The 24,043-nt window shown below is 68.4% G+C and carries 23 protein-coding genes; 16 read left to right on the top strand and 7 right to left on the bottom strand.

Annotated elements, in window-relative coordinates; genetic code table 11:
• Window positions 1–55 precede the first annotated feature (55 nt).
• Window positions 56–1,636 (bottom strand): methionine--tRNA ligase, encoded by a 1,581-nt coding sequence (metG, locus tag GON09_RS12480; protein ID WP_213932048.1) that lies wholly within the window; start codon window positions 1,634–1,636, stop codon window positions 56–58.
• 22 nt (window positions 1,637–1,658) lie between these two features.
• Here metG and GON09_RS12475 point away from each other — a divergent pair, with 22 nt between their 5' ends.
• The 7 genes from GON09_RS12475 (at window position 1,659) to GON09_RS12445 (ending at window position 8,912) form a co-directional block, all read left to right on the top strand.
• Window positions 1,659–2,489 carry a TatD family hydrolase gene (locus GON09_RS12475; protein WP_213932047.1) on the top strand — a complete coding sequence of 277 codons (831 nt, stop codon included), beginning with the start codon at window positions 1,659–1,661 and terminating at the stop codon, window positions 2,487–2,489.
• Between the two features lie 40 nt (window positions 2,490–2,529).
• Window positions 2,530–3,603, top strand: a complete 1,074-nt coding sequence (locus GON09_RS12470) for a maleylacetate reductase (RefSeq protein ID WP_213932046.1) — start codon at window positions 2,530–2,532, stop codon at window positions 3,601–3,603.
• Window positions 3,604–3,686: 83 nt separating this feature from the next.
• On the top strand, window positions 3,687–4,115 hold the full coding sequence (locus GON09_RS12465) for a DoxX family protein (protein WP_213932045.1): 429 nt from the start codon (window positions 3,687–3,689) through the stop codon (window positions 4,113–4,115).
• 141 nt (window positions 4,116–4,256) lie between these two features.
• Complete coding sequence (locus GON09_RS12460; protein WP_213932044.1) at window positions 4,257–5,936, top strand: sulfatase-like hydrolase/transferase; 1,680 nt, start codon at window positions 4,257–4,259, stop codon at window positions 5,934–5,936.
• Between the two features lie 429 nt (window positions 5,937–6,365).
• On the top strand, window positions 6,366–7,493 hold the full coding sequence (locus GON09_RS28720; RefSeq protein WP_213932043.1) for a resuscitation-promoting factor: 1,128 nt from the start codon (window positions 6,366–6,368) through the stop codon (window positions 7,491–7,493).
• Window positions 7,494–7,546: 53 nt separating this feature from the next.
• On the top strand, window positions 7,547–8,455 hold the full coding sequence (gene rsmA / locus GON09_RS12450; RefSeq protein WP_213932042.1) for a 16S rRNA (adenine(1518)-N(6)/adenine(1519)-N(6))-dimethyltransferase RsmA: 909 nt from the start codon (window positions 7,547–7,549) through the stop codon (window positions 8,453–8,455).
• A 250-nt stretch (window positions 8,456–8,705) separates the two neighbouring features.
• A complete protein-coding gene (locus tag GON09_RS12445; protein WP_006553820.1) occupies window positions 8,706–8,912 on the top strand; it encodes a cold-shock protein in 207 nt (68 codons plus the stop codon).
• Between the two features lie 63 nt (window positions 8,913–8,975).
• Here the strand turns inward: GON09_RS12445 and GON09_RS12440 are convergent, their stop codons facing one another.
• Entirely contained in the window at window positions 8,976–9,242 is a 267-nt protein-coding gene (locus GON09_RS12440) for a hypothetical protein (protein WP_213932041.1), read from the bottom strand.
• Window positions 9,243–9,331: 89 nt separating this feature from the next.
• On the opposite strand from GON09_RS12440, the gene GON09_RS12435 reads away from it, so the two are divergent.
• The 3 genes from GON09_RS12435 (at window position 9,332) to GON09_RS12425 (ending at window position 12,624) form a co-directional block, all read left to right on the top strand.
• Entirely contained in the window at window positions 9,332–10,267 is a 936-nt protein-coding gene (locus tag GON09_RS12435) for a 4-(cytidine 5'-diphospho)-2-C-methyl-D-erythritol kinase (RefSeq protein ID WP_213932040.1), read from the top strand.
• A gap of 52 nt (window positions 10,268–10,319) precedes the next feature.
• Window positions 10,320–12,113, top strand: a complete 1,794-nt coding sequence (locus tag GON09_RS12430) for an ABC-F family ATP-binding cassette domain-containing protein (RefSeq protein WP_213932039.1) — start codon at window positions 10,320–10,322, stop codon at window positions 12,111–12,113.
• 73 nt (window positions 12,114–12,186) lie between these two features.
• Window positions 12,187–12,624, top strand: a complete 438-nt coding sequence (locus GON09_RS12425) for a DUF6069 family protein (RefSeq protein ID WP_213932038.1) — start codon at window positions 12,187–12,189, stop codon at window positions 12,622–12,624.
• Window positions 12,625–12,698: 74 nt separating this feature from the next.
• Here the strand turns inward: GON09_RS12425 and GON09_RS12420 are convergent, their stop codons facing one another.
• Genes GON09_RS12420 through GON09_RS12410 form a run of 3 tightly spaced genes read right to left on the bottom strand, consistent with a single transcriptional unit; the run spans window position 12,699 to window position 16,161 of the window.
• Window positions 12,699–13,853 carry an acyl-CoA dehydrogenase family protein gene (locus GON09_RS12420; RefSeq protein WP_213932037.1) on the bottom strand — a complete coding sequence of 385 codons (1,155 nt, stop codon included), beginning with the start codon at window positions 13,851–13,853 and terminating at the stop codon, window positions 12,699–12,701.
• 2 nt (window positions 13,854–13,855) lie between these two features.
• Window positions 13,856–14,650: an enoyl-CoA hydratase/isomerase family protein gene (locus tag GON09_RS12415; RefSeq protein ID WP_213932036.1), complete on the bottom strand. Its 795-nt coding sequence runs from the start codon at window positions 14,648–14,650 to the stop codon at window positions 13,856–13,858.
• Window positions 14,647–16,161, bottom strand: coding sequence for an acetyl-CoA acetyltransferase (locus tag GON09_RS12410; RefSeq protein WP_213932035.1), 1,515 nt, complete (start codon window positions 16,159–16,161; stop codon window positions 14,647–14,649). The genes GON09_RS12415 and GON09_RS12410 overlap by 4 nt, the downstream gene beginning before the upstream one ends.
• Before the next feature lie 99 nt (window positions 16,162–16,260).
• On the opposite strand from GON09_RS12410, the gene GON09_RS12405 reads away from it, so the two are divergent.
• The 5 genes from GON09_RS12405 to GON09_RS12385 all read left to right on the top strand — a co-directional run bounded on the left by GON09_RS12405 (window position 16,261) and on the right by GON09_RS12385 (window position 19,731).
• A complete protein-coding gene (locus tag GON09_RS12405) occupies window positions 16,261–16,869 on the top strand; it encodes a TetR/AcrR family transcriptional regulator (RefSeq protein WP_213932034.1) in 609 nt (202 codons plus the stop codon).
• Window positions 16,870–17,003: 134 nt separating this feature from the next.
• Window positions 17,004–17,486 (top strand): nuclear transport factor 2 family protein, encoded by a 483-nt coding sequence (locus GON09_RS12400; protein WP_016933056.1) that lies wholly within the window; start codon window positions 17,004–17,006, stop codon window positions 17,484–17,486.
• 14 nt (window positions 17,487–17,500) lie between these two features.
• Complete coding sequence (locus GON09_RS12395) at window positions 17,501–17,935, top strand: VOC family protein (protein WP_213932033.1); 435 nt, start codon at window positions 17,501–17,503, stop codon at window positions 17,933–17,935.
• Between the two features lie 33 nt (window positions 17,936–17,968).
• Complete coding sequence (locus GON09_RS12390; protein WP_213932032.1) at window positions 17,969–18,640, top strand: pyridoxine/pyridoxamine 5'-phosphate oxidase; 672 nt, start codon at window positions 17,969–17,971, stop codon at window positions 18,638–18,640.
• A gap of 50 nt (window positions 18,641–18,690) precedes the next feature.
• Window positions 18,691–19,731, top strand: a complete 1,041-nt coding sequence (locus GON09_RS12385) for an enoyl-CoA hydratase/isomerase family protein (protein WP_213932031.1) — start codon at window positions 18,691–18,693, stop codon at window positions 19,729–19,731.
• 25 nt (window positions 19,732–19,756) lie between these two features.
• Here the strand turns inward: GON09_RS12385 and GON09_RS12380 are convergent, their stop codons facing one another.
• Together GON09_RS12380 and GON09_RS12375 are read right to left on the bottom strand one after the other, a co-directional pair.
• Window positions 19,757–20,368 (bottom strand): hypothetical protein, encoded by a 612-nt coding sequence (locus tag GON09_RS12380; RefSeq protein WP_244865500.1) that lies wholly within the window; start codon window positions 20,366–20,368, stop codon window positions 19,757–19,759.
• Between the two features lie 101 nt (window positions 20,369–20,469).
• On the bottom strand, window positions 20,470–22,179 hold the full coding sequence (locus GON09_RS12375) for a peptide chain release factor 3 (protein ID WP_213932029.1): 1,710 nt from the start codon (window positions 22,177–22,179) through the stop codon (window positions 20,470–20,472).
• 204 nt (window positions 22,180–22,383) lie between these two features.
• Here GON09_RS12375 and GON09_RS12370 point away from each other — a divergent pair, with 204 nt between their 5' ends.
• Entirely contained in the window at window positions 22,384–24,021 is a 1,638-nt protein-coding gene (locus GON09_RS12370) for a fatty acyl-AMP ligase (protein ID WP_213932028.1), read from the top strand.
• Window positions 24,022–24,043 lie beyond the last annotated feature (22 nt).

Below are 24,043 nucleotides of genomic sequence, written 5' to 3'. Positions count from 1 at the left end.
GAGAACACGCTGGTCGACGCTCTCCGCCACCGGACCGGAACCGTGTTGTGACGCCTCAGTCCTCGTCGACGTATCGCGGGAACACCGGCGCGGGCGCGGGCAGTGCCGTGCCGGGAGCCAGACGGGTGGCGACGGCGTCGAACTCCCGGGCCTCCGGTGCCTGACCGAGCAGGTCGAGGATCTTCGCGCCTGCGTCCGGCATCACCGGCTGGACGAGCAGACCGACGATCCGTACGACCTCGAGCGTGACGTACAGGACCGTCGCCATCCTCTCGGGATCGGTCTTGCGCAGTACCCACGGCTGCTGCGCGGAGAAGTAGCGGTTGGTCTCACCGAGTACGTGCCAGATCGCTTCGAGACCGAGGTGCAGGGCCTGGACGTCGAACTCGGCACGCACCTTCCCGAGCAGTGCGTCGGCCTGGGCGAGCATGGCCTCGTCCTCGGCGGTGAAATCGCCCGGCGTGGGCACCGTGCCCTCGAGATTCTTCGCGACCATCGTCAGGGACCGCTGTGCGAGGTTGCCGAGGTCATTGGCCAGATCGGCGTTGATGCGGGTGACGATGGCCTCGTGGCTGTAACTGCCGTCCTGGCCGTAGGAGATCTCGCGGAGCAGGAAGAAGCGCAGCTGGTCGAGGCCGTACTGCTCGACCATCTCCAGGGGATCGACGACGTTGCCGACCGACTTCGACATCTTCTCGCCCTTGTTGAACAGGAAGCCGTGGACGAAGACCCGCTTCGGCAGGTCGAGACCCGCGGACATGAGGAAGGCCGGCCAGTACACGGTGTGGAACCGCGTGATGTCCTTGCCGATGACGTGCAGGTCGGCCGGCCAGTACCGGCGATACGACTCCGCCTCGGTGTCGGGGAAACCGGCGCCGGTGAGGTAGTTGGTCAGTGCGTCGACCCACACGTACATGACGTGGTCGGGATGGTCGGGAACCGGGACGCCCCAGTCGAAGGTCGTACGGGAGATCGACAGGTCCTTCAGGCCACCGGAGACGAAGCTGACGATCTCGTTGCGGCGGGTCGCCGGTGCGATGAAGTCGGGCTGCTCCTCGTAGAGCTTGAGCAGCTTGTCCTCGTAGGCGGACAGCCGGAAGAAGTAGGTGGATTCCTCCGTCCACTCCACCGGGGTGCCGGTGTCGGTGGAGATCCGCGAACCGTCCTCGAGCAGCGTGGTCTCGCCGTCGGTGTAGAACGCTTCGTCGCGGACCGAGTACCACCCTGCATAGGTGTCGAGGTAGATGTCGCCCGCGTCGACCATTCGCTGCCAGATCGCCTTGCTCGCCTCGAGATGATCGGCATCCGTGGTGCGGATGAACCGGTCGTACGAGATGTTCAAGGACTTGTCCATGGCCTCGAAGACGTCCGAGTTCCGGGATGCGAGTGCGGTGACCGGGATCCCTTCCTTCGCGGCGGTCTGCTGCATCTTCAGACCGTGCTCGTCGGTGCCGGTCAGGAAACGCACATCGAAGCCGTCGAGACGCTTGAACCGCGCGATCGCGTCGGTCGAGATGTACTCGTAGGCATGCCCGATGTGCGGGGCGCCGTTCGGGTACGCGATCGCGGTGGTGACGTAGAACGGCGGGCGGGTGGGATCGCCGGCAGCCGGGCGGGAGGAATCAGGCGCAGTCATGGTGGCCAGTAGTTTATAGGTCGTGAGCGCAGCCCGTCCCGCCCCCGAAGCCCCGCAACCGTTGAGTCCGCTCGTCGACGCCCACACGCACCTCGACGCGTGCGGTGCCGAGGACGCCGCGACGACCTCCGCGATCGTCGACCGTGCCGCCGCGGTGGGTGTCGGACGCATCGTCACCGTCGCCGACGATCTCGAGGCAGCGCGGTTCGCCGTGCGGGCCGCGCACTGGGACGATCGGGTCTACGCGGCCGTCGCCATCCATCCGACCCGCGCGAACAGCCTCGACGACGCCACCCGCGCCGAGATCGAGACGCTCGCCGCCGACCCCCGGTGCGTCGCCGTGGGGGAGACGGGCCTCGACCTCTACTGGCCCGGCAAGCTCGACGGATGCGCGGAACCCTCCGAACAGGAAGAGGGCTTCCGCTGGCACATCGACCTCGCGAAGCGTCTCGGCAAGACCCTGATGATCCACAACCGCGAGGCCGACGCCGAACTGCTGCGCGTCCTGCACGACGAAGGTGCACCCGAGACGGTGATCTTCCACTGCTTCTCGTCGGATGCCGATATGGCCCGCCGGTGCGTCGACGCCGGATACCTGCTGAGCTTCTCTGGCACCGTGAGCTTCAAGAACGCGAAGGCCCTGCGCGAGGCGGCGCCGCTCGTGCCCCGCGAGCTGGTGCTGGTGGAGACCGATGCGCCGTTCCTGACGCCGCATCCCTTCCGGGGCGCGCCGAACGAGTCGTACTGCCTGCCGTACACGGTGCGCGCGCTCGCCGAGGTGCGCGGCGAGGACGCCGACGAACTGGCCGCGGCCACCACCGCGAACGCCGAGCGGGTGTACGGACTTTCGTAAAGGGCACGCGTGCCCTCACGTGCGTCGTGAGAATACGGGCATGCGTTCCTTCGTCTACAACTCTCATCCGGTACGTGTGATCTTCGGCCCCGGTACCGCCTCGCGGGTCGCGGACGAAGTACGTCGACTCGATCGTTCGAGGGTCCTGCTGCTCGCCGGCGAGCACGTGCGACCACAGGCCGAACTGGTCGAGAGAGCACTCGGCGATCTGCAGGTCGCGCGGTTCGACGGCGCGGTGATGCACACGCCGGTCGAAGTGACCGAGCGGGTCCTCGATCGGGTGACCGAGAACGATGTGGACGCGGTGGTCGCGGTCGGTGGCGGCTCGACCACCGGGCTGGCCAAGGCGTTGGCGGTCCGCACCGGGATCGATCAGGTGATCCTGCCGACGACCTATGCCGGGTCGGAGGTGACACCCGTTCTCGGAGAGACCGCGGACGGTGTGAAGACCACACGTTCATCGCCCGACCTCCTGCCCGAGACCGTGATCTACGACGTCGACTTCACCACGTCGATGCCCATTCCCTTGGCGTTGACCAGCGCGATCAATGCGATGGCCCATGCGATCGAAGCTCTGTACTCCGAACAGACGAACCCGATGGTCGACGCCCTCGCGCTCGAGGCGGTGGCCGCGATCGCGCGGGGTATCCCTGCCCTCGGTGCGGATTCGGCGGATCCCGAGGGACGTTCGGATCTGCTGCTCGCCGCGTGGCTCGCCGGTACCTGCCTGGCTTCGGCGGGGATGGGCCTGCACCACAAGCTCTGTCACACCCTGGGGGGTTCGTTCGACCTGCCGCATGCCGCCACACACACCGTCGTGTTGCCCCATGCGCTCGCCTACAACGAACCGTCGGTGCCGCAGGTCATGGCCCGAGTCGCGCAGGCCCTCGGCACGGAGTCGGCTCCCGCGGGTGTCTACGACCTGGTGGCGGCGGCCGGGGGACCGACGAGTCTCGAGGAGCTGGGGATGCGGGAGGCGGATCTGGACGAGGCGGCGCGGTTGGCGACCGCGAAGCCCTATCCGAATCCGCGGGAGGTGACGCGGGTCGGGGTGCGACGGTTGCTGGGGGAGGCATTCGCCGGCACCCGTCCCGAACCGGCACGGAAGGTCTAGTTGAAGCTACAACCATCGGTTGCTATCTTAGTTGTCGCTTCAACTTAACGGGGCTCTCCGGCCTCCGAATCGAAAGGCTCGACATGAAGACCCCTCTCGTCCGCGATATCGGCATCCTGATCGCCCGACTGGTGCTCGGCGTCATCTTCCTCGTCCACGGACTGCAGAAGTTCAACACGTGGGGATACGAAGGCACCAAGGCCGGCTTCGAAGGAATGGGTGTTCCCGCTCCCGCGATCTCGGCCTTCGTCGCCACCTGGATCGAGATCCTCGGCGGTCTCGCGCTCATCCTCGGCGTCCTCGTCCCCGTCTTCGGGGTCCTGCTGTTCCTGCTCATGCTCGGTGCGTTCTTCATCGTGCACGTGGAGAACGGAATCTATGTGGGCGACGGTGGCTTCGAACTCGTCGCCGCGCTCGGCGCGGGGGCTCTCCTCCTCGCCGCGGTCGGCGCGGGGGCCTTCAGCATCGACCGTGTCCTCGCGCGGAAGGTCCCGCTTCTGCGTACAGCCTGACCTGCGGTTCGAGGCGCTGCGGACGATTTCTCCCGATCGTCCGCAGTGCCTTTTTCGTCCCGAAGCGCGCGCTTTTCACATATGTCTTGTTATTCTCCTGCACGACAAATGCGTTTCACGGATTTCTCCGACAGGATCGATATGACCGTGCAGCAAGCTGTTCCGCGTCGCGACACCACGTGGAATGTCAATCGACGGACCTTCCTCGTGGGCGCGGGCGCGCTCCTCGCTGCCGGGCTCGTGGGTGCAGGAACATCTGCGGCGCAGCCGCGGACGCCGCAGCGCCCCAACATTCTGATCATCATGACCGACCAGGAACGACAGCCGATGCACTGGCCGGCCGACTGGGCGCGAAACAATCTGCCCAACCGGCAGCGACTGGCCGATACGGGACTGACCTTCACACGGTCGTTCTGCAACGCCGCGATGTGCTCGCCCAGTCGCAGCACGTTCTTCACCGGCCTCTATCCCGCCCAGCACGGCGTCGTGAGCACCCTCACCGAGGGCGGCACACTCTCGCCCACCGAACCCGTGCTGCCGGTGGACGGCCAGAACATGGCGAAGATGCTGCTCTCCGCGGGATACGACGTCCACTACCGGGGCAAATGGCACATGAGCAAGGGCGCCGACGGCGGCGACCCGTCGCCCGACGACATCGCCCGATACGGCTTCGCCGGATGGATTCCACCGGAGGCCGGGCAGGACACCGCGCCGGAGAACTTCGGCGGCGGCTGCGCAGACCACGACAGCAAGATCGCCTCCGAGGCCGCCGAATTCCTGCGGTCGCGCAGCGCCACCGACGACAGGCCGTTCGCGCTCATCGTGTCCTTCGCGAACCCGCACGACATCCTCTCGTACCCGAAGACGTGGGATCAGGTCGACGGCGACTGCAACAACTACGGTGCGGTCGCTCCCGAAGCGTTCGATCAGGGAATCGACCTGCCTCCCAACATGGACGAAGACCTGCTCCGCAATTTCAAGCCGACGGCCCAGGCCGAGCTGCTCCTTCTGCTCGCGGGCGCGCTCGGCCCGCTCGTCGGTCCCGACGCGGCCAGGCAGTACGTCAATCTGTACGCCTACATGCACAAGGTGGTCGACCAGCACATCGGGACCGTCATCGATGCGCTGGAATCGGTGTCCGGCATGCGCGAACGCACCGTCGTCTTCCGGGTGGCCGACCACGGTGAGATGGGACTGTCGCACGGCGGGCTCCGTCAGAAGGCCTTCAACGCCTACGAGGAGACCCTCAACGTTCCTCTCGTGGTGAGCAATCCGGTGATGTTCCCTCAACCCGTCGCCACCGATGCGCTCGCCTCGCTGATCGACGTCATGCCCACCCTCGCGACGATGGCCGCCGTGCCCGACCGTTCCGCGTGGACGTTCAAGGGCGTCGACCTCACGCCCGTGATCGACGGAGCCTCCGCGGGCACGCCGGCACAGGTGCAGGACACCGTCCTGTTCACCTTCGACGACGAGAACGCCGCCGCGGCCAACGGTCAGACGACGGTGAAACAGCCCAACCACATTCGCGCTGTCCGGCAGGATCGGTGGAAGTACGCGATGTACTTCGATCCGTCGGGACGCGAGCTGCCGCAGTTCGAACTCTACGACCTGCACGCCGACCCACTGGAGATGCACAATCGCGCGAACCCGCTCGATCTCGCGAACTTCGATCCCGTGCAGGTCGCGGCGATGCACGCCGTCCTGATGGACGTGATGGCCCGTACGGGAACCACCCCCGCCGTGCCGATTCCGCAACTCCCGGTGCCGCCGAGCGGATCGGCCGATCTCCCGCTCACCAGCGGGTCGGCCGGGCGCTGACGCCGGTCCTGGCTACCGACAGGCGATCCGAAACCCGCGGCGCGCGGCGAACGCCCACTTCTCCTCGGTGCCCATGAGGAACTCCGCCTGCACAGCGCCGCCCGGCGGCAGTTCGATCACCCGTGAGCGGGGCTGCGCCCCGACCTTCCGGGATGGGGCGCAGCACATAGGGGCAGAGCCCTCGGTCACGTCACAGAGCCCAGCTGCTCGGACGCCCGATTCGAGAGGAATTCCGTTTTCCGAATGCCGATAGAAAAAGGCAATTTCGGACAGTCGAAATGATCAAGGTAATACCGATTCGATATTTGTGATCTGCGTCGTGATCTGACGGAAATCATCAACTGCGCTGTTAGATGGCATGAAGTTGCAATAACAATGCCGTCTCGTTACCGTGCTGTGATCACAGTTGTCGTCCGTCTGGAAATAATCGTGTCACCTTTCACCAAGATCAATCGCGTCAAGTCGCCGGTGTTCTACTCGGTGGTCGCCGCTGTCTTCGTCACCCTCGGCGCCGGTGGTGCCACTGCTGTGGTTCAGCACAAGGACGTCGTCCTCGACGTCGACGGTGAGCAGCGTGCCTTCGGCACCATGAACTCCAATGTCGGCGACATCCTGGCCGCCGCCGGCTACACCGTCGACGAGAACGACGTCGTGGCCCCGGCCGTCGACTCGTCCGTCTCCGACGGTGACACCATCGTCCTGCGTCAGGCCCGCGAGGTCCGTCTCACTGTCGACGGGGAGGAGCGCTCGGTGTGGACCACCGCGCTGACCGTCGACGAGGCGCTCGACCAGTTCCGCCTCTCCGACGACGCGTACGTCTCCGCGTCCCGTTCGCACCGCCTCCCGCTCGACGGCGCCGATCTCGAGGTCGTCAACCCCAAGACCGTGCGCTTCGCCGACAACGGTGCGCCCGCCGCCGAGGTGCGCGTCGCCGCGCCGACGGTCGCGGAGTTCCTGGAGACCCAGGGCACGAAGCTCGAGCAGGCCGACAGCGTCACCCCTGCCCTCGACGCTCCGCTCGAGGAGGGCATGGAGGTCGTGATCACCCGCGACCGGACCGAGTCGCGGACCGAGAACCTGCCGATCGCCCCGCCGGAGAACCGCGTGGACGATCCGAACATGCTCGAGGGGGAGACCGCCGTGGGCGACCCGGGTGCTCCCGGCGAGCGGTCGGTGACCTTCGACGTCCACACCGTCAACGGTGTCGAGGTCGGACGCACCGAGACCGCGTCGACGGTCCTCGCCGAGCCGCGGCCCGTGGTGGTCCGCGTCGGCACCAAGCCGAAGCCTGCAGTGCCGGCCTCGGGCCGCGCTTCCACCTGGGACTCCCTCGCCCAGTGCGAGGCGACCGGCAACTGGGCCATCAACACCGGCAACGGCTTCTACGGCGGCCTGCAGTTCACGCAGCAGACGTGGGCCGGCTTCGGCGGCACCCAGTACGCACCGCGCGCCGATCTCGCGACCCGCGAGCAGCAGATCGCCGTCGCGGAGAAGGTCCAGGCCGCCCAGGGCTGGGGCGCGTGGCCGGCCTGCACCAGCAAGCTCGGTCTGCGCTGACCGGCACGGGTGTGCACGGCGTGACCTCCTCCCGAGTGCGCTAGGTTCACCACGTGTCAGCAGACGATCCCGAAACCACTCCGAGGGCCACCCCGGCTTCTCCGCGCGGCCTCGCCGCGCTGCTCGGACCCGCAGAGGTCCGCGCACTCGCGGAGGAGTTCGGGGTGCGCCCGACGAAGCAGCTCGGCCAGAACTTCGTGCACGACGCGAACACGGTGCGCCGCATCGTCAACGTCGCAGGGGTCGGTGCCGACGATGTCGTGCTCGAGGTCGGGCCGGGCCTGGGTTCGCTCACCCTCGCCCTGCTCGACGTCGTCGACCGCGTGATCGCTGTCGAGCTCGATCCCGTTCTCGCGCAGCGTATTCCCGTTACCGTGCGGGAGCGGGCCCCGCAGCTCGCCGACCGGTTCGACGTCGTGCACATGGACGCGATGAAGGTGCTGCCGAAGGATCTTCCCGTCACGCCCACCGCGCTCGTCGCGAACCTGCCCTACAACGTGGCGGTCCCGGTGCTGCTGCATCTTTTCTCCGAATTCCCCACTCTCCGAACTGCTCTCGTGATGGTGCAGGCCGAGGTGGCCGACCGGCTCGCGGCCGAGCCGGGCGGCAAGATCTACGGCGTGCCCAGCGTGAAGGCGCGGTTCTTCGGCGACGTCCGCAGGGCGGGTGCCGTCGGACGTGCAGTTTTCTGGCCCGTTCCCCAGGTGGAATCGGGTCTCGTGCGTGTCGACCGCTATGCCGAGCCCCCGTGGCCGACCGACGCGCAGACGCGCGCCCGGGTGTTCGCCGTCGTCGACGCGGCCTTCGCGCAACGACGAAAGACGTTGCGTGCCGCGCTGAGTGGCTGGGCCGGTTCACCCGCGGAAGCCGAGAGGCGCCTGCTGGCCGCCGGTATCGAACCATCGACGCGCGGGGAGAAGCTCGACGCCGCAGCCTTCGTGCGACTCGCCGACGTGGAGTGACGGGTGGGCGCCGCCGTCGAGTGATCCCGGTCACCCTTCCTGGCGGGCGGGCGCGATCTGTGGTTAAGTTGTCCTCGGTCGTTAGGTAGTGTGTTCGTGGTTTACCCCTCGCACATTTCTGGTTGCGAGCGGATGCGATAGCCACGATGGAATCGTTTCAGCCGTGTAGTGACAGACCCGGGAGCCGAAACCGACTCCCGACGAGACAGAACGTCTACATCCGTTCTGCCTGCAAGTGAAGGACAGCAACATGGCTGAAGGTACTGTGAAGTGGTTCAACGGCGAAAAGGGCTTCGGCTTCATCGCTCCCTCGGACGGCTCCGCTGACGTCTTCGTGCACTTCTCCGAGATCCAGGGCCGCGGCTTCCGCACCCTCGAGGAGAACCAGCGCGTGAGCTTCGAGATCGGCCAGGGCCAGAAGGGCCCGCAGGCCACCGGCGTGAACGTCATCGGCTGATACCGATAATTCTCCGAATCCGGGCCGGCACCTCAGGGTGCCGGCCCGGATTCGTTCGTCCGGTCAGCCGATCATTGCCCCGTAACCGGTGATGCCCAAGTTCGACGAGCCGGTCGACGAGCCCGCCGAGTCGGCGGAGCCGGTCGCCACTCCGGCGGAGCCCGTGGGCGGGTTCACGCAGTCCACGAGATTCAGCGAGCGCAGGACCAGGTCGCCGAGCGAGCAGACGCGCGGCGGGGCCGGTTCGGCCGAGGCGACGCCGGCGGTTCCCATGGTGGCCGCCACGGCGACGGCGCAGACGGCGACCGCATTGCGTACGGAACGAGTCACATTTCCTCCAGAGTGTTCAGAGTCGATCGATCGTAGAGCGTGGCTGCAGCGGTCGGGAAGCTTCCTCATCCCGAGTAAGCTCTGTACTCGTGCTTTCCGTCGTGCCGACCCCCGTGACAGTGCGGGTCCCGTCCAAGGTCAATCTGCATCTCGCGGTGGGCGACCTCCGTCCCGACGGCTACCACGACCTGCACACCGTCTTCCAGGCACTGTCCCTGTACGACGAGGTGTCGGTGGTCCCGGCCGACACCCTGAGCGTGACGGTGCACGGGGCGGGCTCCGACGCGGTGCCCACCGATTCGACGAACCTGGCGTGGCGTGCCGCCGAGATGATGGCGGAGCGGGCCGCCCGCACCCCCGAGGTGGCGATCACGATCGAGAAGGGCATCCCCGTCGCGGGTGGAATGGCCGGTGGCAGTGCCGACGCGGCCGCGACGCTCGTCGCACTCGACGCATTGTGGGGGATCGGGGCGTCGCGGGAGGATCTCGCGGATCTCGCCGCTCGACTCGGGAGCGACGTGCCGTTCTGCCTGCACGGCGGAACGGCGATCGGAACGGGGCGGGGCGAGCGACTCGTCCCCGTCCTCACCCGCGGCACCTTCCACTGGGTGCTCGCCCTCGCGAAGGGGGGCCTGTCCACCCCCGTCGTCTTCCGCGAGCTCGACCGTCTGCGCGCGGAGGGGGAACCCCACCGGCTCGGCAGCGCCGACGCGGTGCTCTCCGCGCTCGGCTCCGGCGATGCCCACGAACTCGCCCCGCTGCTCGGCAACGACCTGCAGGCCGCGGCCCTGTCGCTCGACCCCCTGTTGCGGCGCACGCTCCGGGCGGGTGTCGAGGCCGGCGCCCTGGCGGGCATCGTCTCCGGGTCCGGTCCGACCTGCGCGTTCCTCGTCGAGGACCAGCACGCCGCCGTCACCGTGAGCGCCGAACTCGCCGGTGCCGGTGTGTGCCGTACGGTGCGGGTCGCGTCCGGCCCGGTACCCGGTGCCCGCGTCGTCGACGACGCCGATCCCGCCCAGCCCTGATCCCTGTGCTCCCGCAGTACATCCCCGCAATTCTCGGAAGGCGTTGCTCCACGTGGCGAATCTGATCAACCTCGAACAGGTTTCGAAGTCCTTCGGCATCAAGCCGCTGCTCGACTCGGTGTCCCTCGGCGTGAACGAGGGGGAGCGGATCGGGGTCGTCGGTCTCAACGGCGGCGGCAAGACGACGATGCTCGAGGTGCTCGCCGGCGTCGAGGAGCCCGACTCGGGCCGGGTGAGCCGCGTGGGCGGTCTCCGCATGGCCGTCGTGACCCAGCGTGGCGGGTTGCCGGAGGGCTCGACCGTCGGTGAGGTCGTCCTCGGCCCGCTCGGTGTGGCCGAGCACGAGTGGGCGGGTGATGCGCGTATCCGCTCGGTGCTCACCGGTATCGGCATCGACAATCTCGGTCTCGACGCGGTCGTCGACGGCCTGTCCGGCGGTGAGCGCCGCCGGGTGGCCCTGGCCGCCGCCCTCGTCCGCGATCTCGATCTGCTGGTCCTCGACGAGCCCACCAACCATCTCGACGTCGAAGGCGTGCAGTGGCTGGCCGAGCACCTGCTGTCGCGGCGCAGCGCCCTCGTCGTCGTCACCCACGACCGCTGGTTCCTCGACACCGTCGCGACCCGCACCTGGGAAGTGGTGAACGGCCGGGTCGAGAGCTACGAGGGTGGCTACAACGACTGGATCTTCGCGCGCGCCGAGCGCTCCCGTCAGGCCGACGCGATGGAGGAGCGGCGCCGCAACCTCGCCCGCAAGGAGCTCGCGTGGCTGCGTCGCGGTGCCCCCGCCCGCACGTCCAAGCCGAAGTACCGCATCGAGGCTGCCGAGGCGTTGATCGCGAACGTGCCGCCGCCGCGCGATTCGGTGGCGCTGGCGTCCTTCGCGAAGCGCCGCCTCGGCCGCATCGTCATCGAACTCGAGGACGCGACCCTCACCACCCCGGACGGACGCGAACTGGTCCGCGACCTCACCTGGCGTCTCGGCCCGGGCGAGCGGATCGGCCTCGTCGGCGTCAACGGTTCGGGCAAGACGACCCTGCTGCGCACGCTCGCGGGCGAACTGGAACCGGCCCGGGGACGGCGTGTCCAGGGCCAGACCGTCGAGATCGGCTGGCTGCGGCAGGAACTCGACGACCTGCCCACCGACATGCGGGTGCTCGAGGCCGTCAAGGATGTCGCGGAGCGGATCACCCTGGGCGACAAGGAGATCTCCGCCGGTCAGCTCGCCGAACGGCTCGGTTTCACGCCGGCCCGGCAGCGCACCCCGGTCGGCGACCTGTCCGGTGGTGAGCGTCGCCGCCTGCAGTTGACGCGCGTGCTCATGGCCGAGCCGAACGTGCTGCTGCTCGACGAGCCGACCAACGACCTCGACATCGACACCCTCCAGCAGCTCGAGGACCTGCTCGACGGCTGGGCCGGAACCCTCGTGGTCATCAGCCACGACCGCTACCTCGTCGAACGCATCTGTGATTCGACGTGGGCACTGTTCGGCGACGGCCGGCTCACCAATCTTCCCGGTGGCATCGAGGAGTACCTGCGCCGACGCGCCGCCATGGGCGACGGGGACGTGCCGTCGGTGGCGTCGACCGTCGCGAAATCCGCTGACGCCGAAGATCAGCCGAAGAGGCGCGACGGTGCCGCGGAGCGCGCTGCGCGCAAGGAACTGTCCCGACTCGAGCGTCTCGTCGCGAAGCTGACCGAGAGGGAGGAGAAGCTGCACCACGACCTCGCGGACGCGGCGACCGACCCCGACCGTCTACAGAAACTCGATGCGCAGTTGCGTGAGGTGGTCGCGGAGAAGGAAGCGGCCGAGGAGCAGTGGATGGAGCTCGCCGAAGATCTCGACTGAATCCCCTTGACCTCGAGTCGCCTCGAGGTCGCAGGATGGGCGTCGTCAGAAGGAACGCCCATCAGGAGGATTCATGTCTGTCACCGAAACATCCAGTAGGTCCACGCTTCTCCCGAACTCCCGGCGTGCGCGTGCCGCGGTGGTGGTCGTCGTGTCCGTCGCGGCGGCGCTGGTCGCGAATCTCGTGCTGTGGGGGGTCGGGATCGTCGCCGGTGGTTCGTTCGAGCACACCGACGCCGGTGAGGTGGTGAGTGCGGCACCGGGCGGTGTGGTGTTCATGACCGTCGTTCCGCTCACCGTCGGCCTCGCGGTCGCCGCGTTGCTCACCTTGTGGTGGAACGGCTTCGTCCGGATCGCGCAGGTCGTCGGGGCACTGCTGCCGCTGGCGACGATCCAGGGCACGATCTCCGCCGACTTCGATACGCCGAGCACCGTCGCGCTGACACTGATGCACGTCGTGATCGCGGCGGTGGTCGTCGCGGCGCTGGAGATGCTCCGCGCGCGTGACTGAAGCAGGTCGGGGGAGGAAATGTGCGTCTCCGCAAGGAAAATCGCACATTTCCTCCCCCTGGTCCAGGCGGAGATCTACAAGCCGAGCAGCTTGCTGATGATCTCGTTCATGATCTCGTTGGTGCCACCGCCGATGCCGAGGACGCGGGCGTCGCGGAAGTGGCGTTCGACCTCGCTCTCACGCATCAGGCCGATGCCACCTGCGAGCTGCACGGCTTCCATGACGGCGTGATCGCACACCTTGACGGCGTTGTTCTTCGCCATCGAGGTTTCGAGCAGCATGCCCTCGCCGTTGACCCACCGCTCGGCAACGGACCGGCAGAACGTCTTCGCGGCGGTGATCTCGGTGGCGAGCTCGGCGAGGCGGTGACGCACGACCTGGCGCTTCGACAGCGGCCGGCCCATCGTCTCGCGGGACTTGACCCATTCGACGGTCAGGTCGAAGGACCGCTGCGCGGTGGCGACGGCCTGGAACGCCAGCGACAGGCGCTCACCCTGGAACTGCTGGGCGATCTGACCGAAGGCCGAGTTCTCGGCGCCGATCAGGTTGCTCACGGGCACACGCACATCGTCGTAGAACAACTCGGCGGTGTCGGAACACAACCAGCCCATCTTGTCGAGCTTGCGGGAGACCGTGAAACCCGGTGTGTCCGTGGGTACGACGACGAGCGAGATGCCGCCGGCACCGGCGTCACCCGTGCGCACTGCGGTGGTCACGAAGTCGGCGCGCGTACCCGAGGTGATGTAGAGCTTCGCACCGTTGAGGACGTACTCGTCGCCGTCACGACGTGCGGTGGTGCGGATGTTCGCGACGTCGGAGCCGCCGCTGGGCTCGGAGATCGCGAGCGAACCGATCGCGCGACCTTCGAGAGCGGGTCGCGCGAACCGCTCGATGAGGTCGGTGTTGCCCGAGGAGACGATGTGCGGAGTGGCGATGCCGTGGCTGAACAGCGCCGAGATCAGGCCCGACGAACCACCGGCGAGGATGATCTCCTCGAGGATCGCGAGCATGTCGAGGGCGGTGCCGCCCGAGCCGCCGTGCTCCTCGGCGACCGAGGCTCCGAGCAGACCGGCGTCGGCGGCCTTGCGATGCAGTTCGCGCGGGATCTCGCCGGCACGTTCCCATTCGTCCAGGTGGGGGACGATCTCCTTGCGGGTGAAGTCGGCGGCGAGCTGCCGCAGCGCCTTCTGCTCGTCGGTGTCCCAGCGGATCACTTCGGTGGTGGTCATGCTTATTCGCCCTTCCAGACGGGTGCGCGCTTCTGCATGAAGGCCATGACGCCTTCGAGGGTGTCGGCGCTGGTGGTGAGGCGCGCGAGGGCCTTGTCGGTCAGCTCCCAGGGCAGGTCCTCGGCGGGGATGTTGCCGTCGATGATGCCGCGGGCGACGGTCTTGCTCGCCTGCACGGCGAGCGGTGCGCCGGCTGCGATGTCGTTCGCGAGAGCCAGGGCTGTGTCGAGCACCTCGGCCTGGGGGACGACCCGGTTCACGAGTCCCCAGCGCAGGGCGTCGGCGGATGACATCGGCTTGCCGGTCAGAACCAGCTCCATCGCGACGGCGCGGGGGATGACCTGCCCGATGCGGAACACGCCGCCGGCACCGGCGATCAGGCCGCGGTGCACCTCGGGCAGACCGAATTCGGCTGTGTCCGAAGCGACGACGAGATCGCTCGCGAGGGCGAGTTCGGTGCCGCCGCCGAGCGCGGTGCCGTTGACCGCCGCGATGACAGGCTTGGAGATGTGGTGCTTGACGACACCGGCGAAGCCCCAGTGGGCGGTCTCCGGCGGGGTGACGCCGTCCGGTCCCTTGGTGCCCAGTGCCTTGAGGTCGGCGCCGCCGCAGAAGACGGCGTCGCCTGCGCCGGTGAGCACCACGGCGCGCACGTCGCGGTCCTGTTCGGCGCGGTCCCAGGCTTCACCGAGTGCCTGGTGTACGCCGGCGTTGATGCTGTTGGCAGCCTTGGGACGGTTGATGGTGACGAGCAGAACGTGCTCGCGCTTCTCGACGAGAACGACGGGTTCGCTCACGACTGGGACTCCTCGGGGGACAGGTGCTCGATGCGGGTGACGGTGAGATGACCGCCGTTGTCGGTGACGTGCACGTTCTCGCCGACGATGTCGGCTCCGGCGGCGAGGACCGCGGCGCCGGTGGCGTCGGTCTGGCCCGAGACGCGACGGCCGTCGGGGGTGAGGCCGACGAGGAAACCGACCGACGGCTTGCCGTCGCGGCCGAATTCTGCCGTGGCCGTGACGATCTGCACCTCGCCGGTGTAGTCGGCCACCGCCTCGGGTGCGGACGGTTCGAGCAGTACGTGCTCCGGGTCGCCGACATATCCGTCGGTGTGGGGAGCGCAACCGAGGACCACGACGTGCTGGTAGGTCAGATAACCGCCGTTGCCGTGCACGAGGGCGAGCTCGCCGTCCTTGCGCAGACGCTTCGCGACCGACACCACCGAGTGCAGCGTGTAGCTGTTGAGCGGTCCACCGAAGAAGGAGTGACCGCCGGTCACCGACGGGACGGTGTCGCGGGGGAGGCCGAGCTGCTCGACGAGCAGCTTCGGCACCACCGGGAAGCAGCTGTAGGCGTCGATGATGTCGAAGTCGCCGGGGCGCAGGTCGGTCGCCGCCAGGGTACGGCGCAACGCGTCGTCGAGTGCGGCGGAACGTCCGAAGTCGCCGCGCGCCAGCACGTCCGACGGCTCGGTCGCGCCGGCTCCGCCCCACACGTAGAGCAGGTGGCCGTCCGGGACGCCGAGTTCGCGCGCCACGGCGAGCGAGGTGACGACCACGGCCGCGGCCTGGTCGACGAACGGCATCGCGTTGACCAGCAGCGGGTACGGGTCGGTGACGAGACGATTCTTGCCGGCGATGGTGCGGATGTCGTCGGCGGTGCGGCGCTCCGGGTTCCAGGACGCCGGGTTCTCGGCGGCGAACTCCGAGAAGGCGGCGTACAGGGTCGTCGACCAGTCGAGCGATTTCTCGCGGGAGTGCCCGAGATCGTGGCTGAGCCGGTTCTCGAACAGCGGGTAGACCCGCGTGGGGACGATCATGCCGGCGCGCTGCATCGCAGGGCTGCCGAGGTCCTCGTTGCCGATCGGTGCCGGACCGCCCGGGGCGGTGGTCCATCCGAGCGTGGCGGGATCGGTTCCGGCCTTGTACGAGTTGGTCGCCGAGGCCTGTGCCTCACCGCCGACGAGAAGCGCGACGGTGCTGGTGCCCGCGGCGATGTCGTGGCCGATGCGATCGAGCAGGGCCGCCGGCCAGTGGCCGCCGATCGGGGTCGTCGACGTGTGCTCGGGTGTCGCGCCGAGGCGTGCGGCGAGCAGGCCCGGCAGGTCGTCGTAGTTCCAGCTCGCGGTCTTGATCGCGTGGATGGTGTCGATCCGCGTGGCGAGATCGGCGCCGGCGTCGGCGATTGCGGCGAGAGTGGCCTCGTGGATGAGGTCGAGCGGTTCACGCGGGTCGGCGGGCGCACCGGCACGGCCGGAGCGCAGGTCGCCGACGCCGATCACGACGGGCACCCGGGTGGGGTCGGTCATGGCGTTCCTTCGGTCTGCTCGGGGGAGGAGGGCGCCGCCAGCTTAATACGGACTATTTCAGTCTGTAAATTGGAGAGTGGTCTGGCACACTTGCCCGACGTGACCGAAGTTCCTGTCCCGCGGCGCCGCGGCCGCCCCCGCGACGCCGATCTCGAGGACCGTGTGTTCGACGCCGTACTCGAGGTGTATTCCGAAACGAGCTGGCGTGGCTTCACGCTCGATGCCGTGGGGCGACGCGCGCGGGTGGGCCGCGCCGCCCTCTACCGCCGGTGGTCGAGCAAGGACGACCTGCTGGTCCAAGCGCTCGAGGCGCGCAGTCCGCTGCCCGTCCCGATCGACACCGGCGCGCTCCGGTCGGATCTCGTCGAACTCGCCCGGCAGTTGTTGCGCGGCTACCGGACCACCCCCGGTCTGGTGAGCCTGCGCGTCGCGCTCGACGCCCGCGCCCATCCCGAACTGCTCGCCCGGCTGACCCTCACACTCAACCGCAGTCGTGTGCTCGCGGCCCGCACGATCGTGCACCGGGCTGTCGAGCGCGGCGAACTTCCTGCCGACACCTCGGCGACGCTTCTGCTCGAGATGGTCACCGGCACCGTGCTCAGCCACGCCCTGTTCGCGTTGACCACGCCGGGCCAGGGCGTCGACGACGAGTACGCCGAACTCGTCGTCGACGCGACCATCCGCGCGCTGCGCCGTCCGGAACAGTGACCGACGAGTACTCCCGTGACCGAATCGCGACCCAGTGAGGCCTGGTAACAGTGTGATTCCGGCCGTCTGCCCGGGTCTTCCGGGCTAGCCTGGAATTCGAATACTCGCAGGGGGGTCCCAATGGGAGGCCGACGATGGATGTGCAGGCGGTAGCGGAGATCACGCGGCTCAAATACCGTTATGCGCGAGCCCTCGACACGAAGGACTGGGACGAACTCGCGAACACTCTGACCCCCGACGCGCATGCCGTCTACGGAGAGCATCTCGTTTTCGACTCGCGCGACGCCTTCATCGGTTTCCTCGAGAACACGCTGGGCACGCGCCTGATCACGGAGCACACGTGTTCCCATCCCGAGATCGACATCGCCGACGACGGCCGCAGCGCCACCGGGGTGTGGTTGTTGTCCGACACCGTGATCATTCCCGAGGACGGGATGCTGTTGCGCGGCTCGGCCTACTACCACGATCGCTACAGCCTGGACGACGACGGATGCTGGCGGATCAGCCGCACCGGATATCAGCGGAACTGGGAGACTGTCACATGCATGGGCGACTCCACGTCGGTTCGGTTGACCACCAACCGGTGGGCGATGCTGCAGCAGCCGAAAGCGTCCTGAGTAGGCACGGCGAGATGGTCTCCGAAGTCGCCGGTGATTTCCCGCGCCCGGGTGCGCTGCCCTACCTCACGGTGCCGCGGGCACACGACGCGATCGAGTGGTACACCCGGGTCTTCGGGGCTTCGCTGACCGCCGAGCCGGTGGTCATGGACGACGGTCGCGTGGGCCACGCGGAGCTACGGTTCCCCAGCGGAATGATCTATCTTGCAGACGAATTCCCGGAACTCGGACTCACCGCGCCGCAGGAGGGAGCGGTCTCGGTGAGCCTGATGCTCGAAGTTGCCGACACCGACGCCGTGCTCACCCGCGCCCGGCTGGCCGGTGGTTCGGTCGAGAGGTGGATCAACGAGGCCCACGGCCATCGCAACGCCACGCTGCTCGACCCCTTCGGGCATCGCTGGATGCTCGTCGGTCCGTTGACCGGCAAGCTCCCGCCCCCTCGGGAGTGAGCCGCGTCCGTCCCTGCTCGGTACCATGCGGCGATGAGCGAGATCGCGCGTCGCAGTGAGTTTCCCGACACCCGCGGCTGGATCCGGGCGCTGCCCACCTTTGCGGCGTCCGCGCCGCCGTTCGAACCGGCACCGACGCCGCAGGAGACCTTCCTTCGGTGGCTCACCGAGGCCGTTCAGGTCGGCATCGCCGAGCCGCACGCGGCCACCCTGTCGACCGTCGACCCGTCCGGGAGGCCTGACGCGCGCATGCTGCTGATCAAGGACGTCACCGACGACGGCTGGTGGTTCTCCGGCGACGACCGCTCGCCGAAGGGCCGCCAGCTCGACGCGACGCCGGCGGCCGCGCTCACCGTGTACTGGCGCGAACTCGGCCGGCAGGTCCGCGTGCGCGGGCCCGTCCTGGCCGGCCCGCCCGAGGTGTGCGCCCGCGATTTCCGGGAACGGTCGGTCTTCGCCCGGGCTGTGGCGTCCACGGGTCACCAGAGTGAGGTCCTCGCCGATCCCGCAGAGTACGACCGTCTCGTACAGGAACGTCTGGCCGCGCTCGAGCACGATCCCGATCTCGTCTCCTCGCACTGGACCGCGTGGTGCGTCGCCGCCGAGATGGTGGAGTTCTGGCAGGCGGATGCCGGCCGGCGGCACCTGCGTCATCGCTACCGGCGGGCGGGGGATCGATGGGTCGCCGAAGAACTTCATCCGTGACGTGTCGCGTGGCGGGGATCCATCCCCCCGCGACCGGTAGGCTCCCGCCCGTGAACGAGTCCTTCATCCGCACACGCGTCGTCAACGGAGTCGGCGAAGTGCAACTCGACCGTCCCGGCGCGCTCAACGCGCTCGATCGGTCGATGATCCGCGACGTCCGTTCGTCGCTTCTCGCCTGGCGCGACGACCCGGCCGTCACGGCCGTGCTCGTCACCAGCACGTCCGACCGCGCGTTCTGTGCCGGTGGCGACGTCAAACCGGTACGCGAGGTGGCGCTGGAAGGACGCTTCGACACCGTCCGGGAGTACTTCGCCGACGAGTACCGCCTCGACGAACTCGTCGCCACCTACCCCAAGCCCTATCTCGCGGTTCTCGACGGGGTCACGATGGGCGGCGGCCTCGGTATCTCGGTGCACGGCGCGGTGCGTGTCACCACCGAGAAGACCACCATGGCCATGCCCGAGACGGCCATCGGGTTCGTCCCCGACATCGGGTCGAGCCACTTCCTCCCGCGACTGCGCGGCACCACGGCGCGCTGCGACGCGGTGGGTATGTATCTCGGGCTCACCGGTGCCCGCATCGACGCCGGCGACGCGCTGGCCGTCGGCCTGGCCACGCACTACGTGCCCAGCGCACGCATCGACGACTTCGCCGACCGCATCCGCGCGGGGCAGTGGCGCGACGCTCTCGACGAGTTCGTCGAACCGTCCCCCGAATCCTCTCTGGCGCAACGCTTCCCCGACATCGAGACGGTCTTCGGCGACGGGACGGTGCTCGACATGGTGAACCGGCTCGACGTTCTCACCGACATCGACGCGACGTGGGCCGAGCAGACCCGCGCGGCGCTGCGGTCGTTGTCGCCGACGAGCGTGTGGGCCACGGCCGAACTGCTCCGCCGCGGTGCGGAGAGCACCCTCGAGGAGTGTTTCGCCCGCGAACTCGACGTGGCCGTGCGGGTCGCCGCGACCCCGGACTTCGCCGAAGGTGTGCGCGCAGTCCTCGTCGACAAGACCCGTGATCCGGGCTGGTCGCCCGCGACCCTCGTGGACGTGGACCCGGGGGCGATCGCCGCTCTGTTCGGCGACCGATAACCCGCGCCCGGTTGCTCTGTTCGCTCTAGCGGGCGTGGCGCTGCGGTACCTGCAGGTCGACGACGATGGGCTGCCCACCGAGGGTCGCGTGGATCTCCGGCTTCTCGAGACCACCGGCCAGCAGGTACTCGCCGAGCAGGGTGAGCAGTTCGTCGTCGTTCGCCATCGGGTCGCCGTGCGAGCCGGTGCTACGCGAGTCGCGCGAGGTCAGTTCGTTCTGTGCGAGTCGCGCGGCGATCCGCACGGACGCCACACCCATCGAGTTGCGTCGCGACGGGACCGGGCTCGCTGCGGTGATCGAGCCGAGGCTCTCGGTGGCCGTCGTCGTGGTGGTGGCGGGCCCGCTCGCGGAGCCGTTCGTGCCGGTGCTGCTCACCAGGGTCGTTCCTTCCTCGGAATTGCCGGCGCCCACCCCGCCGGCCGGGTCACCTGCGAGCGACGATGCGTCCCCCACGCTCGTGCGGTGTGTTCCGGGATCCGGCGTACTCGTCAGTGGGGTACTGCTCGGAAGCGGAGTGCTCGGCAGCGGGTAGACGAAGGTTCCCGAGCGCTTCGCGCGTCCGGATCGTCTGCTCGCATCCGCCGTCCTTCCGGACGACAGTTCCTCGCCGGCTGCGGCCGGTACGTCGTCGTTCATCGACACAACTCCTGATTCCACCCGAATACGTCGGATCGACGGAAGGGAAAGTATCAGTAAAATCCGCTGGACGCACTACCCGTCCGGCGCCGCCGGAACGCTCAGTCGGTTGCGGCGACCAACGGTTCGAGGGTCAGTTCCGGCATCTCCTTGAGGATGTACTGCAACCGCCACTTGTCGCTGACGAGAGCGAGGAGCACACCGTCGGAGCGGGTGAACACCTCGACGCCGCGCTGCCGGTTCAGCTCGTCGGCCGAGGCCGCGTCGGTGCGCCGCGCGAGCGTGTAACCGAGGTTCTCGATCCTCGGGTCGACGTTGTACTCGGCCTTCATCCGCGCGGCGACCACCTCGAACTGCATCGGACCCACGGCCGCCATCACCGGCGACGCGTCGCCGCGGATGTCGTTGCGGAGGATCTGCACGACACCCTCGGAGTCGAGTTGGTCGACGGCCTTGCGGAACTGCTTGTACTTCGAGGCGCTCTCGGCCCGCAGGATCGCGAAGTGCTCGGGGGCGAACGACGGGATCGGCGGGAACTCCACCTTCTTCTCGACGTAGAGGGTGTGGCCCGGCGCCAGCGCGGTGGCGTTGACCAGACCGACGACGTCGCCCGGATAGGCGTTCTCCACCGTGGAGCGTTCGCGGCCGAAGACCGTCAGCGCGTACTTGGTGGCGAAGGGCTTGCCGGTCTGCGCGTGCGTGACCACCATGCCGCGCTCGAAGACACCCGACACGACACGCATGAACGCGAGCCGGTCGCGGTGGGCGGTGTCCATACCTGCCTGCACCTTGAACACCACGGCGCTGAACGGGTCGTCGACCTCGCGGGGCGTCTCGTCGACAGCGGTGCGGGCCCGCGGCGGCGGTGCGAGCGTGACGAGGGTGTCGAGGATCTGCCGCACGCCGAAGTTGAGCATTGCCGACGCGAAGATCACCGGCGAGGTCTGACCCGCGAGGAACATCTCCTGATCGTGGTCCTGACCGTTGGCCGACAACAGTTCGGACTCCTCGGCGGCTTCGACCCAGGTGTCGCCCTCGAGTGCGAGCGCTTCGTCGGCGGACAGATGTTCCTCGGGCGCGATCCTGGCACCGCCGGCCGTGCGGGTGAACTTGATGTACTCGGCCGGGGCGCCGTCCTCGCCGCGACGCAGCAGACCCCGGAAGTCGCCGGCGATGCCCACGGGCCAGAACAGCGGAGTCGGCGTCAGTCCGATGCGCTCGTCGATCTCGTCGAGCAGTTCCAGCGGCGTCCGGCCGGGACGGTCCCACTTGTTGATGACGGTGACGACGGGGATGCCGCGGTGGCGACACACCTGGAACAGCTTCAGGGTCTGCGGTTCGAGACCTTTCGCCGCGTCGATGAGCATGACGGCGGCGTCGACGGCGGTGAGAACCCGGTAGGTGTCCTCCGAGAAGTCGGAGTGGCCGGGGGTGTCGACGAGATTGACGACGTTGACGACCTCGTCGTCGGTGCCCGCGACGTCCGAGCGGGTGTAGTTGAACTGCAGGGCGGTGGAGCTGACGGAGATGCCGCGGGCCTTCTCCATCTCCATCCAGTCGGAGACCGTCGACTTGCGGCCGGCCTTGCCGTGGACCGCGCCGGCCTCGGAGATGACCTTCGCGTGCAGGGCGAGCGCTTCGGTGAGCGTCGACTTGCCGGCGTCGGGGTGCGAGATGACGGCGAAGGTGCGTCTGCGCTCGGCCTCGGCTCGGACCTCCTTTGCCGATGTGAGCTTCGAGGCGCCGGAAGACTGCGCAGGCTCCGTCGTGCCGGTGGATTGACTGTCGGCCGAAGCGTGCGGGGTGCTCAACGGGAAAACCTCTCGAAGGGGGCAGGGAGTAGGGGCGCTATCGCCGCCAACTCGTCCATGTTACTCGGCGATTCGGTGTCGATTTCCGCCAGATTCGATCACGTTTCCCGAAGGCGGCCCCACGTCCACCCCTCGGAGGCGCACGCTGATGTGCAACTACCGGATCTTGATCGAGGTCGTGCACCACCGGACGAGGAGCGGGTCGTGAGCAGGTTCACCGAGGAGATGTATGCGACGGCGGAGTCGGACTCCGGGGCTCTGGTCACCGGCGAACCGGATACGCCGCTGCGGCAGAACTGGGGAGAGATCCACCGGCAGGCCCGCCGTATGGCCGGTGCCCTGGCCGCCGTGGGCATCGGCCCCGGCGACTCGGTGGGCGTCCTCGCAGGACAGCCCGTGGACATCGCCCCGGTCTGCCAGGCGGTGTGGATGCGCGGCGGCAGCGTGACGATGCTGCACCAACCCACCCCGCGTACCGACCTGCAGATGTGGTCGCGCGACACCGAGGTGGTCCTGCGGATGATCGACGCCCGCGCCGTCGTCCTCGGCGCACCCTTCGAGATCGCGGAGTCGCTGTTGCGGGAACGGGGCATCTCCGTCGTCACCGTGGAGCGGATGCGGGAGGGGAAGCCTGTCGACCCCGTGGACACGGCGGAGTCGGACGTCGTGCTGCAGCAACTCACGTCCGGGTCCACCGGCTCGCCGAAGGCGGTGCGGATCACGCACGGCAACTTCTACGCCAACGCGACGGCGATGATGGACCGCGTCAAGTTCTCGCTCGACGACGACGTCATGGTCAGCTGGCTGCCGCTGTTCCACGACATGGGCATGGTGGCCTTCCTCAGCGTCCCCATGCAGGTGGGCGCCGAGGTCGTCTCGGTGACGCCGCTGGACTTTCTCCGCTCACCGATCCTGTGGGCGGAACTGATCAGCAAGTATCGCGGAACCCTGACGGCTGCACCGAATTTCGCGTACTCGCTGCTGGCCCGGAAATTGTCGCAGGCACCGGAGGGTTCACTCGACCTGTCGTCGATGCGCTGGATGTGGAACGGCGCCGAGCCGGTCGACCCCGACACGATGGAAGCGCTCGCGGAGGCCGGTGAGCGCTTCGGTCTCGACCCGTCCGCCCTCGCCCCGTCCTATGGGATGGCCGAGACCACGCTCGCGGTGTCGGTCCCCGATCCGGGGCGGGGGATGGTGCTCGACGTGGTGGATCCCGACCTGCTCGAAGCGGGCGGGATGGCCGTGCCGACCACTCGCCCCCATGCCCGCCGGATACCGACCCTCGGGCGTCTCGTGGCCGGTCTCGAGGGCCGCGCCGTCGACCACGAGGGGCAGCCGTTGCCGCCCCGCGGTGTGGGCATCATCCAGTTGCGCGGCGAGTCCGTCACGCACGGCTATCTCACCGTGGACGGACCGGTGCCCGCACAGGACGCCGAGGGCTGGCTCGACACCGGCGACGTCGGCTATTTCACCGAGGAAGGGCTCGTGGTGGTGTGCGGCCGGGTGAAGGACGTCATCATCATGGGCGGCCGCAACATCTATCCCACCGATATCGAGCGTGCGGCGGGGACCGTCGACGGGGTGCGTCCCGGCAACGCTGTGGCCATCCGGCTCGACGCGGGGGACAAGCGCGAATCGTTCGCGGTGGCGGTGGAGACCAAACTGTTCGACCGACCGGAGGAGGTGCGCCGCATCGAACACGACGTCGTGCATGCGGTGGTCGCCGAGGTGGGCGTGCGGCCCCGCACCGTCGCGGTGCTCGGGCCCGGCAGCATCCCGAAGACCTCCTCGGGCAAGCTGCGTCGCGGTACGTCGCTGGCGCTGCTGACGCGCGGCTGACGCCGCTCGTGCGCGTTTCCGG

It is taken from the genome of Rhodococcus sp. B50 (genome assembly GCF_013602415.1).
In the GTDB taxonomy this organism is placed as follows: Bacteria; Actinomycetota; Actinomycetes; order Mycobacteriales; family Mycobacteriaceae; genus Rhodococcus.
Note: the sequence above shows the minus strand (reverse complement) of the source record. Positions and strands in the feature narration are given on the sequence as shown.

Bases quoted from the DNA above. Each gene is read 5' to 3' on its own strand.
- GON09_RS12410 (WP_213932035.1), bottom strand. From the start codon at position 16,161: ATGACCGACCCCACCCGGGTGCCCGTCGTGATCGGCGTCGGCGACCTG.
- GON09_RS12460 (WP_213932044.1), top strand. From the start codon at position 4,257: ATGACCGTGCAGCAAGCTGTTCCGCGTCGCGACACCACGTGGAATGTC.
- GON09_RS12390 (WP_213932032.1), top strand. From the start codon at position 17,969: ATGAGCGAGATCGCGCGTCGCAGTGAGTTTCCCGACACCCGCGGCTGG.
- metG (WP_213932048.1), bottom strand. From the start codon at position 1,636: ATGACTGCGCCTGATTCCTCCCGCCCGGCTGCCGGCGATCCCACCCGC.
- GON09_RS12400 (WP_016933056.1), top strand. From the start codon at position 17,004: ATGGATGTGCAGGCGGTAGCGGAGATCACGCGGCTCAAATACCGTTAT.
- GON09_RS12470 (WP_213932046.1), top strand. From the start codon at position 2,530: ATGCGTTCCTTCGTCTACAACTCTCATCCGGTACGTGTGATCTTCGGC.
- GON09_RS12420 (WP_213932037.1), bottom strand. From the start codon at position 13,853: ATGACCACCACCGAAGTGATCCGCTGGGACACCGACGAGCAGAAGGCG.
- GON09_RS12445 (WP_006553820.1), top strand. From the start codon at position 8,706: ATGGCTGAAGGTACTGTGAAGTGGTTCAACGGCGAAAAGGGCTTCGGC.
- GON09_RS12380 (WP_244865500.1), bottom strand. From the start codon at position 20,368: ATGAACGACGACGTACCGGCCGCAGCCGGCGAGGAACTGTCGTCCGGA.
- GON09_RS12425 (WP_213932038.1), top strand. From the start codon at position 12,187: ATGTCTGTCACCGAAACATCCAGTAGGTCCACGCTTCTCCCGAACTCC.
- GON09_RS12465 (WP_213932045.1), top strand. From the start codon at position 3,687: ATGAAGACCCCTCTCGTCCGCGATATCGGCATCCTGATCGCCCGACTG.
- GON09_RS12395 (WP_213932033.1), top strand. From the start codon at position 17,501: ATGGTCTCCGAAGTCGCCGGTGATTTCCCGCGCCCGGGTGCGCTGCCC.